Origin of the sequence: Flavobacterium glycines, assembly GCF_900100165.1 — a bacterium.
Classification (GTDB): domain Bacteria; phylum Bacteroidota; class Bacteroidia; order Flavobacteriales; family Flavobacteriaceae; genus Flavobacterium; species Flavobacterium glycines.
Genome location: NZ_FNEO01000001.1, coordinates 1,696,768 through 1,712,021, shown reverse-complemented (window position 1 = coordinate 1,712,021; position 15,254 = coordinate 1,696,768). Strand labels below are relative to the sequence as shown.

Below are 15,254 nucleotides of genomic sequence, written 5' to 3'. Positions count from 1 at the left end.
ATTATGAATTTATGTAGTCAATTAATTCATGTCTAAAAGTTTCTCTGGCAATATTTGGTACAGCTCCTAATCTACCTTCTAAATACCATTTTTCATAATTTCCCTCTCGAATTCCCTTTATATCCGAAACTGCAAACATTTCTGTTTCACCTTTTTCATTTTTCTCAACCAAATTAATTTGGTCTCTTCTTAGTTTATTTTCAGGACTTAATAAAGTAGTATCGTGGGTAGCAAATATAAACTGAGCACCTTTTGTATTTACTTCAGGATCGTTAAATAACTTTAAAATATATTGCGCAATTTCAGGATGCAAACTTCTTTCAAATTCATCGACAACTAAAACATTCCCTCCTTTTAATCTATTTAAAACAAACGGAATAAATGCTATAACTCTTTGAGTTCCTGAAGACTCATCTTCAAATTCAAATTCAATTTTTTCATTATCAGCATTCAAATGAAATGTTTTGATTTTACCATCCCTTTCAACAAAATCAACAACCTGAGTATCTATTTTTTGAACCAAAGATTTAGATAATTCTAATTGTTTTCCCCACAAGTCTACATTTTTAAACATCATTTTACTAAGTGCTTTATTAAATTCATTGGAATGAAAAGTTGCAGTTGTAAGGACAAAAATAGAAGTTAAATATTCATATACATTTTTTAAAATCTCAACATTCTCAACCGCAGCTTTACTCAAAAACAACTGATTTTCAGTTGTTCGCTGCTTAATAGTCTCAAAAATACCTTCATATCCATTTCCTTTATAAAAATCTTGTTCATTTCTTTCGAATATTTTTACCTTAATTCCTTTAGGATAAAAAACGAGTGATTCTTTTAGAACAATTTGATTAAAAACTTCAATAGTATATGTATACAAAATATTTTCTATTAATATATCTATTGAAAAATGCGAAGGCGCATCTAGACTCTTCCTGCTTAATTTAAATGGATTATATATTTTTAATAAATCATTTGGTTTATTATCTGTTGAATTCTTTATAAAAAATAAAAACTCATCTAAAGCAATTAACACATTACTCTTTCCACTAGCATTTGGCCCATAAATTGCTGCAGTTGTCAATCCATAATAGGATTTGTTTTTTATAGCATTAGGATTTGTTTCTATAATTCTATTTACGGGGTTTTTTAAATCACTAGGGATCATGGACAATTCAACCATATGATTTATTGAACGAAAATTAGATATTCTAAAGTTTAAAAGCATCATGCAAAGTTTTAATTTGTAAAAACATTACAAATATACATCATAACTGAATTCCAATACATTAATTATCAATAAAAAATTATATAAGCAATGCTTGTTTATTTGTTAAAATGTTATCATGTAACAACTCTTGAATATTCCCCAATGTCACCAGTGCAATCTGTGACAAAGCCTCATTAGTAAAAAAAGCCTGATGTGCTGTAACCAGAACATTCGGAAAACTCATTAAACGCTGAATAACATCATCTTGAATAATATCTTCAGAATGATCTTTAAAAAATAACTTTTCTTCCTGTTCATAAACGTCAATCCCTAAATAAGCTATTTTTCCTTTTTTCAAAGCATGAATCACGTCAGATGTTTCAATCAAAGCACCACGACTGGTGTTAATTAACATCACATTATTTTTCATCATTGAAATCGTGTCTTTATTTATCAAATATTTGGTCTTCTCATTCAATGGACAATGCAACGAAATAATATCCGATTCTTTAAATATCGTTTCTAATGATACAAAAGTCACTCCTGCTTTTTCCATTTCAGAATCGGTAACTATATCAAAAGCCAAAACTTTACACCCAAAACCATTCACAATTTTAGCAAAAGCTTTTCCAATATTTCCTGTTCCTATAACCCCCACAGTTTTCCCATATAAATCAAATCCTAACAAACCATTTAAGGAGAAATTTTGTTCCCGAACCCTATTATAGGCTTTGTGGGTTTTTCTGTTTAAAGTCAAAATCATCGCCATAGCGTGTTCGGCAACAGCTTGAGGAGAATAAGCCGGAACACGACACACTTTTAAATTGTATTTTTTAGCTGCTTCTAAATCGACATTATTAAAACCCGCACATCGCAAAGCGATGATTTGCACCTTTTTTTCCGCCAATTGTCTGATTACGGATTCATTGACAACATCATTTACAAAAACACAAACGACCTCTGCATTACTAATTAACTTTACGGTTTGCTCATTTAATTGAATGTCAAAAAAATCTAATTCATAACCAAAATCGGCATTATACTTTTCAAAGAAAACGCTATCATAAACTTGAGTAGAAAAAAAAGCAACTTTTGGTTTTAATGGTAAAAGGGGATATTTCATAAACTGTTTTTAACGAACTCTTTCGATTTCAAATTATTTTCAAATTAAAGACCAAATAAATTTAAAACGAAAATATTAAACCAAACCTAAAATAACAAGTCTATATAATAAATAGATTACATTTACTCTTTTTCACAAAACAAAATCGTAATATTTTACACATAAAAACACTACTTATTACAAACGAGCCAAAAAATAACCGCTATGACAAAAAAACTATGCTATCTCCTTATGCTTTTTTTCAGCATAACCTCTACCAATTTTGCTCAACAACTAACTGATTCAATTGAAAAAGCAAAAAAAAATCCACCGGAGGTTGAAAAAGTATACCTACATACTGACAGAAATTATTACACCATTGGAGAATCATTGTGGTACAAAGCTTATTCTGTCTATGCCTATACCAATCAACTTTTTGATCACAGCAAAATACTTTATGTAGAACTCATATCGCCAGAATCTAAAATAATCAGCCGCAATATCACCAATCTGGAAGGAGGTCTGGGGCATGGCGATTTTATATTGGCTGATTCCCTTGGTATCAAACCAGGAACCTACCAATTGAGAGCTTATACTAATTGGATGCGGAATTATGACGATGATTTTGTTTTCAAAAAAGAAATTCAAATTATCACTCCCAATGAAGAAAACACAATCCAAGCCAAAGAAAACAGCATAAGAGCAATTTCAAAAAACAAAAAGGACAATCCGAAACTTGAAAATACTCAAGAAATAATAGTCGATTTTATGCCCGAAGGCGGTTCTTTAATCGAAGATGTAATTAGCAATGTAGCCTTTAAAGCAACCGATTCCTATGGAAATCCAATTGAAATGAAAGGGACAATTTTTGATACTAATGACAAACAAATCAATTTATTCAAAAGCATCCATGATGGCATGGGTAAATTTGTTATTCAACCTGAAAAAAATCAAAAGTATTATGCTAAAATAATCACCCCAAACAATGACGAAATCAAAGTAACGCTTCCTGAAGTTCAAAAAACAGGTTATACATTAAGTATAAATACGGTTGATGAGAAAAAAGTAGTGACTATTAAGACTAATGCAGTCACTCTAAATCAAAATCCAGATGCTGATTTAACACTTATTTGCTCAACCAGAGGAATTACTTATTTTGAAGGAACACAAACTTTAAAAGACACTAAACTTTCTTTTATATTACCCGAGGAAAATTTTCCGGAAGGCATTACGCAACTTACACTTTACGATAATCAATCCCGACCTCAAAGTGAACGATTAGTTTATATTGAAAAAAAACAAGATATTGACGTATCTTTTACTACTGAAAAGAAACTATACACCCCAAAAGAGAAAGTAAACCTTACTATTTCGGCAAAAGACAAAAAAGGAAATCCTCTAATAGCCAACTTTTCGATAGCAGCAACAGATACTAATGGGGTAAACGAAAATTTTGATGACACTGTAAATATTTGTTCGTATTTCCTTATGGCTTCGGATATCAAAGGAAAAGTACACAATCCAAATTACTATTTCAATAATTCAAATCCTGCAAGATTATTTCATTTAGACTTACTTTTACTAACCCAGGGATGGCGTGATTTTGTTTGGAAAAAATTTCCTAACCTCAACAGAAATAAAAATTTTAAAGTAGAAAAAGGAATTACAATAGCAGGAAAAGTTGAGAATTTAATTGGAACCACTGCCAAAGAAAATAATCTGGTACAAATGGTACTTCTAAACAAAGGAAATTCTATGATGCTAAACGACACTACTGATGTTAACGGAAAATTTGAATTTAATAATATCATTTTCAAAGGCACTGCTACTATGTTACTCAATACTAAAAATCAAAAAGGAAAAAACAGAGGCGAATTTGTATTAGATTCGATTTATAACCAACCCATAGCCGTCGATTTCAAAAGCTATAATTCTCTAAATTATGAAGAAAATAAAATAAGCCAAATCAAGGCAAACATTCATAATAAAAATATCCGCTTTAATATTCCTGAAGAGAACCAATTAAAAGATGTGATTGTAACTGCAAAAAAGAAAAAAGAAAACACCACCCCTAGCCGATATGGTTTTGCCGATTTCACTTATATTCCTGAAGAAAAAGGACCGCATTATTCTAACATTTTTCTACTTATACAAATTGCTATTCCTAATGTAACAGCTTCTGCAAATTCAGTTCGTTTTAACCGTTATAATGGACCGGCTCTTGTTTTAGTTGACGGAGTAGAAACTGACATGAGTCTTTTGTCAAGTATTTCTACAGAAGATATCGCTAAAATTGAAGCTATAAAAGGTCCCGGAGCTGCCGTTTTTGGTTCACAAGGTGCAAATGGAGCTATTCTCATTTATACCAAACTCGGAAAAGGAAGTACTTCTGACAAAAAAGTCTTTCATTCCATAGCCATGCCTGTCAATGGCTATCAAAATACTCGTTTTTTCTATTCTCCTGATTACAGTAAAACAAAACCTTTAGAGAATAATAAAGTCGATATTCGAAATACCTTATATTGGAATCCATACATTCAACCCGATGAAAAGGGCAACGCCAGCATTTCCTATTATAACAATGAAGTAGATACTACTGTAAACCTAAACTTAGAAGGAATAACAAATAATGGTATCCCTATAGTAGTTCAAAGCAGTTATCAAATAAAAAAATAAAATCACAATTTCTTCTTAACGATTAAACTTTACATATTGTTTTAAGTCTTATTTAAAAATAAAATCAATTTATTATGAAAAAATTAATCACTATTGCATTGATAGCTATTATAGGCGTATCATCTTATGCACAAGAAAAACAACAAAGACCAGCGAGACACGAAGGAAATCCTATGGAGAAATTCACGCCGGAACAACGCAATCAGCTAATGTTAAAAAAAATGACCTTAGAACTTGATTTGAACGCCTCTCAACAAAAAGAGATTGGAAAAATGATTGCCGAACAAAATGAGAAAAGAGAGGCTTTCATGAAAAACAGAAAGGACAAAACTGCGAAACCAACTTCTGACGAGCTCTTTGAAATGAGAAGCAAAATGCTTGACGAACAAATTGCGATGAAACAAAAAATGAAAAAAACGCTTTCACCGGAGCAATTTCAAAAATGGGAAGAAATGAAAAAGCAACATCATGAAGGCATGAAAAAACATTTTAATCACAAAATGGCTGAAAACAGACAACGCAAAGAGGGCAATTTTAAAAGAGCACATAGTGAGGGCATGAAAAAAGACATGAACCACAAAGAAGAAGAAACAAAATAAATATCCGATTCTAAAAATAGTAAACCAGAAAGGCAAGATAAAATCTCTCGGGATTAATTTTAAATTTCAGGATTAAAAAAGGCCGTTTCAGTATTCCGAAACAGCCTTTTTTATTTATTACGAATTGTAAAATTGTTTTTATTTTCTGGAATTATTATTTCCAATAGGCATATAATAAAGTAAACTGGCTCCTATTAAAAACAATACTAATGAAGCTATAAACGCTGGAATAAGAATTTCTTTGTGATTCTCCAAAGCATTATTCAAAGCAGCATACAATAACCAAATTTGAATGGTTACATTCAGAATTAATATAAAAATTAAAGTAGAAAGTATCGCGTTTAATTTATTCGGATTGGATTGATTCTGACTTCTTCTAAAATTACTCATACTACTTTATTTTATTTTTTTATCCTATTTCTTCTTCTATTGAAGCCTTTACATAAACCGCATTATCTTTAAAGAAAACATCTAATTTAGGTAACGCTCTTGGAGGTGGGCCCGCCAATACTTTTCCTGTTTTAGCATCAAATGAACCTTCATGACAAGGGCAATGAATAATTCCGGTACCAGGTTTATAAAAAACCGAACAGGAAAGATGAGTACATTTTTGCTCATAGGCTTTAAATTCTCCTGTTTCCAGATGAATCAATATATATGGAATGGTACTGCCTTCAATTACAAATGCGCGTGTTCCGCCCAGAGGCACCTCTTCTTTGTTGCATACAAAATGCTCTCCTTCTACTTCTTCTTTAGGATACATATAAGCCTTGGCAGCAACTAAACCGCTACCTACCATCAATCCTCCTGAAACCAAAGTTAAAAACTTTGCAAAATCACGACGACTTACATTAGTAGCTTGTTGTTTTTCAATTGGAAAATCTTTTTTCCAATTTTTATTTAAATTATCTTCTTTAGACATGAGTGTATTCTTTAATATATTATCAATTCTGTGCTTCCTTTAGGCATCATAATATTGACCTTGGTATTCACAACTTCTTTACCAAATACAAAACTATTTACCGGTGTGCTGTTAGGACGCATTTCCTGTATCTGTTCTTTAGTTCCATAAAACAAAGCACCACTTGGACAAACTGTTGCACACATTGGTTTTTTCCCCACACTGGTTCTGTCGTAACACATAGTGCATTTCATCATCAAATCGTAATTCTCTTCTTTTTTAGGCACCCCAAAAGGACAAGCCATCACACAATTAGAACATCCAATACATCTTTCGGTATTAGCCGTATGAACAATTCCGAATTCATCTTTCGAAATAGCATCAGCCGGACACACATTAGCACATACAGGATCGTCACAATGCATACACACCTGAACAGTAGTTTGCACAGTCGAAGCTCTGTCTACATAATTAACATGTATCATCGAATCCTGACCGTTAGTTTCACATTCGGCGCAAGCCATCTCACAGGCTTTACAGCCAATGCAACGCTGCATATCTACAAAAAACTCTTCATTTTTATTGAAACTGGTATAGTTCATCTTTTATCAATTCTTTATCGATTAAATACTTGCATAAGCCTTTGATTCTTTTGAAGGCGGAGCTATCTCATGGAGTGGCTCCAAATGACAAGCACAAACTTTAAATTCAGGAATTTTAGAAATTGGATCTAAAGTACCCGGGGTCAACTGGTTTGCTGATTTTTTTCCCGACCAATGGTACGGAATAAAAACAGTATCTTCCCTAATGGTTTCAACAATATTAGCCGGAAAAACTCCTTCTCCTCTTCTTGTTGAAACACGAATTAACTCTCTCTGTTTAATATTGTATTGCTTAGCTAAATTAGGATGAATTTCCAATAAAGGCTCAGGGAACTGATCTACTAATTTTCCGATTCTACGGGTCTGTGTCCCACTCAAATATTGAGAAACCACACGTCCGGTAGTTAAAATCACAGGATAGTCAACACAGGTAACTTCGCCCGGGAGTTTATAAGGCGCCGGATTAAAATGTGCTTTCCCATCTGGAGTTTTAAACTTTCTGTCTTCCCATAAACGTGGAGTTCCCGGATGATCTTCCGTTGGACATGGCCAAAAAACACCCATATTATCCTCTACTTTTTTATAGGTAATTCCGTTGTAATCGGCTGTTCCTCCTTTAGATGCCACACGCAATTCGTTAAAAATGGCTTCACTGTTTTCAAAGCTAAATTTATCTTTCACTCCTAAACGTTTGGCAATTTCCAAGATAATAGAAGTATCCGTTCTGGCATCTCCCGGAGGAGTCACCGCCTGGCGTATACGAATTACACGTCCTTCGGCAGAAGTGGTAGTTCCTTCTTCTTCTTCCTGCAAAGAACCAGCTAAAACAATATCGGCATGACGAGCCGTTTCGTTTAAGAAAAAGTCGATACAAACGTAAAATTCTAATTTTTCTAATGCTTCACGAACATAATTACTATTAGGCAAAGAAACCAATGGATTGAAACAAATAGACAATAAACCTTTAATTTCTCCTCTGTGGATAGCTTCTATAATTTCGTAAGCCGATAAACCTTTGCCCGGTAAATCTTTTTCTTCAATTCCCCAAACTTCCGAAATATATTTACGGTGTTCCGGATTTTCAATATCTCTGTTTCCTGGTAATTGATCGCATTTATGTCCATGCTCTCTTCCTCCCTGACCATTTCCCTGACCAGTAATAGTAGCATAACCACAATAAGGCTTACCAATTCTTCCTGTTGCCAAAACTAAATTGATACATCCCAAAACGTTATCCACTCCTTTAGAATGGTGCTCAATTCCACGGGCATGCAGCAGGAAACTCGTATTCGCTCTTCCCCATAATTCGGCAGCTTGTTGTATTTTTTCTTTTTTGATTCCGGTAACTTCTTCTGCCCATTCCAGTGTATACTCTTTTACTGCATCAATAGTTTCCTGAAATCCGGATGTATGATTATCAATAAAATCATGGTCTAACATATCATGGTCAACCAAATATTTTAACATAGCCCCATACAAAGCCGAATCGGTTCCCGGACGTACATCCAAATGAATGTCAGCTGTTCTTGCCAATGGAATCATCCTTGGATCAACGACAATTAATTTAGCTCCTCTGTCTCTGGCTTTCCAAATCCAGTGTGTAAGCGTTGGGAAAGTCTCACTAATATTAGCTCCGGCAACAATAATTACCTCGGCATATTCTAAATCCGAATAGTTATTAGATCCTCTGTCCAGCCCAAAAGCCTTTTTATTTCCGGCACCGGCACTTACCATGCACAAACGTCCGTTATAATCTAAGTTCTTTGTTTTTAAGGCTACTCTGGCAAATTTACCTACTAAGTAACTTTTCTCATTCGTTAATGAAACTCCTGAAAGCATCGAGAAAGCATCGTTTCCATATTTTTCCTGAATACGTTGAATTTCTGAAACTGTTTTGTTCATCGCATCATCCCAGGAAGTAGGCACAAACCCTTGCCCTTCTACTCTTTTTAATGGACTTAAAAGTCGGTCTGGATGGTTATTTTGCAAATATCGCTGCACTCCTTTAGGACATAATCTTCCTTCGTTAAAAGGGAATTCCATCCAGGGTTCAAAACCTACAACTTTATTCTCTTTTACTGACAACTGAATTCCACATTGCATTCCACAAAAACAACAGTGTGTTTTAACCAGCTCATCCGGTTCATCTCTTCCTTCATAACCTTCTTTAGGGCTATAATTAAGATGCGGTCCAAATTGTGCAACTATATTTTCTTCTGAAACAGGTAATTTTGCCATGTTTATATGCTTTTATCTTTTTTTAATTATCCAAATAACTTACCACCTTCCTGTCTTGCTTTCAGATGAGCTTGTGCTAACCTGGATCTTTTACCCTCCGGACTCAAATCCAAATGCGAAGTTCCGTCTTCCTTTGAAAAATCAAAACCTAATTGTTCCGTTACTGTTTTCAAATCCTGAATGTGTAATTTAGTAGCAAATTCTTCTCCTGTATGAGGACAAACTGCCATCCCCATTTTCATTCCCTGCTGCTTATAAATATGGGCACCAATTTGGGCAGGTCGTTGAATGATATGGAAAAATTTCCCAAACGGAATCCAGATTAAGAACATAATTACCGTTACAGCATGTAAAACTGCCAAGAAATCAAAAGCAAAACCTTTCATAAATTGGTATGAATAAGTAAGCCCTAATCCTGTTGCCGAAATTGCAATTAATAAAATAAGAGGCAATAAATCGCCCTCAAATGACTGAGTAGCAATCAAACCCGGATTTGTCAATCGTCTTCTTAAATAATATAACGACCCAAAAATCACCAAATAAGACGACCAGTTCAAGGCATGAAAAGTTAAAAAGGCCATGATAGAATCCAATTCAAAATCCATTACCTTAAAACCAAAAAAGTAAGCTTCATAAGTAGAAATTGTATTAGGTGCCATCGCAAAATTAATCCAACCAAAGGTTAACGGAATCGTAATCAAAAATGCTGATGTACAACCTACTGCAATCATAAAATGTGCCACCCAACGGTATTTCCCTCTGGGATATATAAACTTTTGAAAGGCGATATTTTCAACCGTCTCTTTAGTTGCAAACCAAAAATGTGAAAATACTTTTCCGGTCACCAAATACGTAATTCCTCTCTTGAAATAAATCCATGTAGGTGGTCTTTGTAACCAAACCGAATAACGATATACTATTCCAAAGAAAGCAAAAACGGTTCCGAATAAGTACGTAATTAAAGCAGCATCGAAATTTTGCAACTTTCTGGACCCAAAAAACACAAGAGCAATCATAAAAACAGATAGTCCGGTTGCTATTAATAACGCTTTAATATTCAAGGTTTTGTTTTTCATAAATTCAATTTTAATACAGTTTAAAACTAACTATTAAAAACTATTTTATTTTTTTGTAAAACTAACAAACAAAAAACTAAGTTAAAATACTTAAGTAGTTTTAAAAAACATAATTACAACAAAATATGTTACAATATCAATTACCAATACGCTATGCTGTTTACTTCAATACCTTAAACTTTTGAAGACAGCTTTTACTAATCATACTGCTAAGACTGTCCAGAAAATTAGCTTGGTTTCTCACATCCTCTACGATTGTAAAACCACCAGTTAACAATTGTAGCTAATATAGTAAAAACAATCAAACCAATAAAGAATTGAGTCACAGTTCCATTAGCAGAAATGTTATTTCCAATTAATTTTGAAAAAATAAAAGGACCAAAAGCGGCAATGGCTGCTGTCCAACCAATAACACCTGCTGCCTGTCTTTGATTTTCTGAAAAGATAATTGGAAACTGTCTAAAAGTACCCGCATTTCCAATACCTGTAAAAAAGAACATCGCTAAAATTACACCAACAAATAACGGAAACTGATCCATACTGGTAGGAGATACTAATCCCTGAGTAATTAAAATAACAGCTCCTGTTAAAATCCCAATACCGGTAATAGTTGTCAAGATGGCTCCTCCTACTTTATCTGCAATAAATCCAAAAGCTATTCTGCTGGCAGAACCAATAAGCGGACCATAAAAAGCATACACTAACGGATCCGGAGCATTTGGAAAATCACCATATAAAAATTTTATCATCAAAGGAAAAGCTGCAGACAAACCGGCAAAAGTTCCAAAAGTCATCATATAAACCATCGTACAATACCAGGTATGTTTGTTTTTAAAAATATCCATCTGCTCTTTTACTGAAGCCTGCATTGGAATACTTTTTAGGAAAAACCAACTCATAAATGCCAAAACCAAGAGAAAACCAATGTACCAAAATGCAGCAGATTGAATATAGATACTACTTTTATTTACCGCCTCATTTTTGGGGCTTATTTTGTTTAATATTTTTTCAGCCACTTTCGGATTGGCATTAGCTATGGCTTTAGATTTTGCTTTCAAAGGCAAAGCTGCAAAAACTACTGTATTATCTGCTGATTTTACGGCAGTTGTTACTGAATCTAAAACCGGTTTCTTTACAGTAGCCAAAATTTTATTTTGCGTTTTGATGTCCAAAGCAGCAAAAACTTCTTTTTGCTTTTCAATTGTTGAGTCTGTTAAAACATTTTGTGTTTCTTTGGCATCGATACTTGTAAATACCGAAGTGGTCCCGTAAATACTAACGCTCAAAATAATCGGAGTAATAAACTGAGCTAAAGAAACCCCAAAATTCCCAATACCTGCTTGGATTCCCAACGCTGTTCCTTTTAATCTTTTTGGAAAAAAAAGACTTGTGCTAGGCATAAAGGATGAAAAATCTCCGCCACCAAAACCAGTGGTAATAGCCAAAAGAACAAATACCCAAAATGGAGTAGTCGTATCCATCACTGCAAACCCAATTCCAATTGCCGGAATTAATTTAAGTAAAGTAGCCACAGTCACTACATGCCTTGTTCCGAAAATAGGCAGAATAAAGGTATGTATAATTCGTAAAAAACCCGCAGCTAATCCTGGAATAGCGACCAACCAAAAAAGCTGATCTTTAGAAAATGAAAAACCGAGTCCGGGAAGTTTCACAGCAATGACACTCATCATAAACCAGGAAGCAAATGATAAGATTAATGAAAGAGTGGTCACTGTTAATGTTTTCCATGCAATTTTACTACCTGTTGCTTTCCAGAATGCTTCATCCTCAGGCTCCCACTTGGTCAACCATGTAGCACTTTGATTGGTTTGCGTTTCGTTAGATACATTTTCAGGCTCTGATCCTATTTTTTTTAAGTAAGTATCCATAATATTATTTTTTAAAATTATTATATTTTATTGGTTGCGCTCAATTCCTTTTGTAAACTGAGGCATCTTTTCTCTCATAATGTTAATAATGGTTCGGTGCATCCATAATAAACAGCCCACAGAAATCAGGAAGATAAATATCCAGGAACTCGTCCATAAACCCGTTGCATTCAATAAGTATCCAAATAATATTGGACCTATAAATCCGCCTAAACCGCCTATTAATCCCACCATTCCTCCTACAACTCCCACCTCATTAGGGAAATATTCCGGAATGTGTTTGAAAACGGCTGCTTTACCAATTCCCCAGGAAATCCCGATTAAAACTACCAATACAAGATAAATCCACATATTGGCATTAAACTTTATTTGGGTAATTCCTTCAGCCAAAAGTTCTTTCTTTTTGACTTCCTGATTTTGTTTGACTACGATTTCCTGCCATGAATTTCGAACAGGCAAAATATCCGAATCAGATGAAGTAATTGTTGATTTTGCATTAACATTATATTTTTTTTCTCCCACTTTAATTTCAGAAGCTGATATTTGGGTAACCACTCCATTATTTGTGGCTAAAACTCCGGGACCGGTAGTAAAAACTTCCATTTTAGGAAATATCAATAAAAAACTAATGGCTATCGAAGAACCTAAAACCCAATACATAACTGTTCTAGCTCCGAATTTATCAGACAAATAACCTCCAAAAGCTCTGATAATTCCTGATGGTAAACTAAACATCGTAGCAAACATTCCTCCCATAACAAGAGTCGTGTGATACACATTCATAAAATTAGGCAACAACCATTGTGAATAAGCCACAAAACATCCAAAGACTAAGAAATAATAAGCTCCAAATCGCCAAACACGTACATTTTTTAAAGGAGCCAATAACTCCGAAGTTGATCGGGCTACTGTTGCTGCTTTTTTATTTTTGGCAAAAAACACAAACAATAATCCAATTACTACCAATACCACTCCGTAAATCACAGGAAGCATTTTCCAGCCGTTCTCAGCATCTGTTTCTGATAAAAAATTTAATAAGCTTGGTGCAAAAAACGTAGTTACCGCAGCACCTGCATTTCCCATTCCGAAAATCCCCAAGGCTCTCCCCTGCCATTCTTTAGGGTACCAAACTGAAGTGTAACCTACTCCAACAGCAAAACTGGTCCCTACTAATCCAAACAAAAAACTCAATATGGCAAATTCCCAAAATGAACCAGCAAATGGCAATAAAAACAATGGAATAGAACAAAGTAATAACAAAGTCGAGAATACTTTTTTACCACCGTATTTATCGGTTAAAATTCCAATTGGTAAACGAAAAATAGCTCCCGATAAAATAGGCAATCCTAACAACCATCCTACCTCAACAACCGACCAATTGAAAATTCCTCTATCTACTAAAAAAGTAACTAAAACACCGTTTAAAGTCCAACAGGCAAAACTGATTGTAAATGCCAGTGTATTCAAAAATAAAATACGATGTGACTGTGATAAATTGCTCATAAATTCCCTGAATTAATTATGATGTAAAGATAAAATAGTCCTTTATCTATAAATATGATAAATATCAGCAACTTTTATATTCTTACTAAATTCAACTAACTCAAATATAATTTATTTTTAAACACAAAAAACCTCTATTAAAAGCTTAAAGCTTTCCTATAGAGGTTCTTAAAAAAAAATGAATTAATAGACTTTATTTTAATGAAAATAGTTTAGGATTAAACGAAATCATAAGCCAAGCCCAATTGTTAGTATTTGCTGCATCAGTTACATTTTTAAGTCTTTCTAAAGTTGCAGAAGCAAACATCTGAGAATATCCGGCGGAAACCATAATGTCTTTTTGAACAGCGTAGCCCAAAGTAAAATCAATTTCTGTCCCTAAATAGTTGTCCATTTTTTCATTAGAAGCATTTAGAACTGTATTGGGCGCATTAAATACATGGGGAGTTAAGGTAAACTGCCATTTCTTAAGAGAATAATTTAATTTCAAAAAGGCATCCTGCAACCCCACACTATTTTGATGATTGCCCACATAGAAATAATCCATAAAGCCATTAAAAGCGTGATTGGTTCCAAAAATAGGACTGAATGATTTGACAGTCAAACTCGTATTGTCCTGATCTTTTCCTGAGAGGAATTCATATCCTAAACTGGCTTTAAAAGCATCAGTTAAGGCATATCCTAAATTAGCTCCGGCATACCAGGCACTAACATTATTATTAAAACTTTTTCCTGTTTGTCCGTACAAACCTAAATTGCTATCCCATTTCTTATCTTTAAAAACAAGATAGGTTCCAAAAGTTTGTTTGTAATCGACTTCTAAATTCCCAACCGATTTTTCAAATTCATACCCCGTATTCAGCAATAAAAGACTTGTATTTATTTTACCAAATTGCGTATGATACCAGGCATATTGCATCGATTTATAATTAGTAGTATAAGGCGTTTTGGGAGCAACTAAATTTTCAGCATTGGCATTCATGGCAAAACCTAAATCCAGTTGATGATTTTTTGGATGAAAAGAAAACACGGCAGCATCATGGCTTTGTCCTTGTTGTATCCAATCGATTTCACCCAAAATACGCTGATTATCATACGAAATCACCTGACGTCCAAAGCGGGCACTCCAATTAGGACTAAAATCATATTGTGCCCAGGCTTCAAAAACAGCCACTCCATTTTTATCTGCGGTAGCAGTTGTGCTAACATCACCCCAGCTTCGGATGTTCTGTAAAGTCAGTTTGGCTTTTAATTTTTCCTGTTTGAAATTAAAATTCAAACGGGAACGTTGTGAAACAAATGAAGTCGCATCTTCTCCGTTTGAAATAGGGCTTTTAAATCCGTTTCGATATTCATAACGGGGTCTGAATTGTAAATTGGCATCCAATTCCTGTGCATGAGTTCCCAGACTTATCATTGCTATGAATGATAAACCGATTATTTTTAGTGCTTTCATAT

Annotated in this window: 12 protein-coding genes; 2 read left to right on the top strand and 10 right to left on the bottom strand. The window is 34.0% G+C overall.

Annotated features, from left to right (window positions below):
- Position 1: 1 nt before the first annotated feature.
- Entirely contained in the window at positions 2 to 1,231 is a 1,230-nt protein-coding gene (locus BLR17_RS06890; RefSeq protein WP_245683121.1) for an AAA family ATPase, read from the bottom strand.
- A gap of 76 nt (positions 1,232 to 1,307) precedes the next feature.
- A complete protein-coding gene (locus BLR17_RS06885; protein ID WP_066325054.1) occupies positions 1,308 to 2,333 on the bottom strand; it encodes a 2-hydroxyacid dehydrogenase in 1,026 nt (341 codons plus the stop codon).
- Between the two features lie 204 nt (positions 2,334 to 2,537).
- Between BLR17_RS06885 and BLR17_RS06880 the strand changes: the two genes are divergently transcribed.
- Both BLR17_RS06880 and BLR17_RS06875 read left to right on the top strand, forming a co-directional pair.
- Complete coding sequence (locus BLR17_RS06880) at positions 2,538 to 4,988, top strand: TonB-dependent receptor (RefSeq protein WP_074517144.1); 2,451 nt, start codon at positions 2,538 to 2,540, stop codon at positions 4,986 to 4,988.
- Between the two features lie 74 nt (positions 4,989 to 5,062).
- The gene (locus BLR17_RS06875) at positions 5,063 to 5,587 is read left to right on the top strand and encodes a hypothetical protein (RefSeq protein ID WP_066325056.1); all 525 of its coding nucleotides are present in this window, start codon (positions 5,063 to 5,065) and stop codon (positions 5,585 to 5,587) included.
- Positions 5,588 to 5,725: 138 nt separating this feature from the next.
- Here BLR17_RS06875 and BLR17_RS06870 read toward each other — a convergent pair whose 3' ends face one another.
- From BLR17_RS06870 to BLR17_RS06835, 8 genes are all read right to left on the bottom strand, one after another.
- Positions 5,726 to 5,977: a DUF6755 family protein gene (locus BLR17_RS06870; protein ID WP_066325057.1), complete on the bottom strand. Its 252-nt coding sequence runs from the start codon at positions 5,975 to 5,977 to the stop codon at positions 5,726 to 5,728.
- 19 nt (positions 5,978 to 5,996) lie between these two features.
- The gene (locus tag BLR17_RS06865; RefSeq protein ID WP_066325059.1) at positions 5,997 to 6,509 is read right to left on the bottom strand and encodes a QcrA and Rieske domain-containing protein; all 513 of its coding nucleotides are present in this window, start codon (positions 6,507 to 6,509) and stop codon (positions 5,997 to 5,999) included.
- Positions 6,510 to 6,520: 11 nt separating this feature from the next.
- Positions 6,521 to 7,090, bottom strand: coding sequence for a 4Fe-4S dicluster domain-containing protein (locus tag BLR17_RS06860; protein WP_066325062.1), 570 nt, complete (start codon positions 7,088 to 7,090; stop codon positions 6,521 to 6,523).
- Positions 7,091 to 7,111: 21 nt separating this feature from the next.
- Positions 7,112 to 9,328 carry a molybdopterin oxidoreductase family protein gene (locus BLR17_RS06855; RefSeq protein WP_066325065.1) on the bottom strand — a complete coding sequence of 739 codons (2,217 nt, stop codon included), beginning with the start codon at positions 9,326 to 9,328 and terminating at the stop codon, positions 7,112 to 7,114.
- 26 nt (positions 9,329 to 9,354) lie between these two features.
- Positions 9,355 to 10,404 (bottom strand): MFS transporter, encoded by a 1,050-nt coding sequence (locus BLR17_RS06850; RefSeq protein WP_066325075.1) that lies wholly within the window; start codon positions 10,402 to 10,404, stop codon positions 9,355 to 9,357.
- Between the two features lie 227 nt (positions 10,405 to 10,631).
- Positions 10,632 to 12,293 (bottom strand): MFS transporter, encoded by a 1,662-nt coding sequence (locus tag BLR17_RS06845; RefSeq protein ID WP_245683120.1) that lies wholly within the window; start codon positions 12,291 to 12,293, stop codon positions 10,632 to 10,634.
- Between the two features lie 27 nt (positions 12,294 to 12,320).
- A complete protein-coding gene (locus tag BLR17_RS06840) occupies positions 12,321 to 13,796 on the bottom strand; it encodes an MFS transporter (protein ID WP_074517143.1) in 1,476 nt (491 codons plus the stop codon).
- Between the two features lie 193 nt (positions 13,797 to 13,989).
- Positions 13,990 to 15,252 (bottom strand): alginate export family protein, encoded by a 1,263-nt coding sequence (locus BLR17_RS06835; protein WP_066326549.1) that lies wholly within the window; start codon positions 15,250 to 15,252, stop codon positions 13,990 to 13,992.
- Positions 15,253 to 15,254: the final 2 nt, after the last annotated feature.

What these genes read in the sequence shown, in the direction of transcription:
- BLR17_RS06890 (WP_245683121.1), bottom strand. Translation starts at nt 1,231, where the DNA reads ATGATGCTTTTAAACTTTAGAATATCTAATTTTCGTTCAATAAATCAT.
- BLR17_RS06885 (WP_066325054.1), bottom strand. Translation starts at nt 2,333, where the DNA reads ATGAAATATCCCCTTTTACCATTAAAACCAAAAGTTGCTTTTTTTTCT.
- BLR17_RS06880 (WP_074517144.1), top strand. Translation starts at nt 2,538, where the DNA reads ATGACAAAAAAACTATGCTATCTCCTTATGCTTTTTTTCAGCATAACC.
- BLR17_RS06875 (WP_066325056.1), top strand. Translation starts at nt 5,063, where the DNA reads ATGAAAAAATTAATCACTATTGCATTGATAGCTATTATAGGCGTATCA.
- BLR17_RS06870 (WP_066325057.1), bottom strand. Translation starts at nt 5,977, where the DNA reads ATGAGTAATTTTAGAAGAAGTCAGAATCAATCCAATCCGAATAAATTA.
- BLR17_RS06865 (WP_066325059.1), bottom strand. Translation starts at nt 6,509, where the DNA reads ATGTCTAAAGAAGATAATTTAAATAAAAATTGGAAAAAAGATTTTCCA.
- BLR17_RS06860 (WP_066325062.1), bottom strand. Translation starts at nt 7,090, where the DNA reads ATGAACTATACCAGTTTCAATAAAAATGAAGAGTTTTTTGTAGATATG.
- BLR17_RS06855 (WP_066325065.1), bottom strand. Translation starts at nt 9,328, where the DNA reads ATGGCAAAATTACCTGTTTCAGAAGAAAATATAGTTGCACAATTTGGA.
- BLR17_RS06850 (WP_066325075.1), bottom strand. Translation starts at nt 10,404, where the DNA reads ATGAAAAACAAAACCTTGAATATTAAAGCGTTATTAATAGCAACCGGA.
- BLR17_RS06845 (WP_245683120.1), bottom strand. Translation starts at nt 12,293, where the DNA reads ATGGATACTTACTTAAAAAAAATAGGATCAGAGCCTGAAAATGTATCT.
- BLR17_RS06840 (WP_074517143.1), bottom strand. Translation starts at nt 13,796, where the DNA reads ATGAGCAATTTATCACAGTCACATCGTATTTTATTTTTGAATACACTG.
- BLR17_RS06835 (WP_066326549.1), bottom strand. Translation starts at nt 15,252, where the DNA reads ATGAAAGCACTAAAAATAATCGGTTTATCATTCATAGCAATGATAAGT.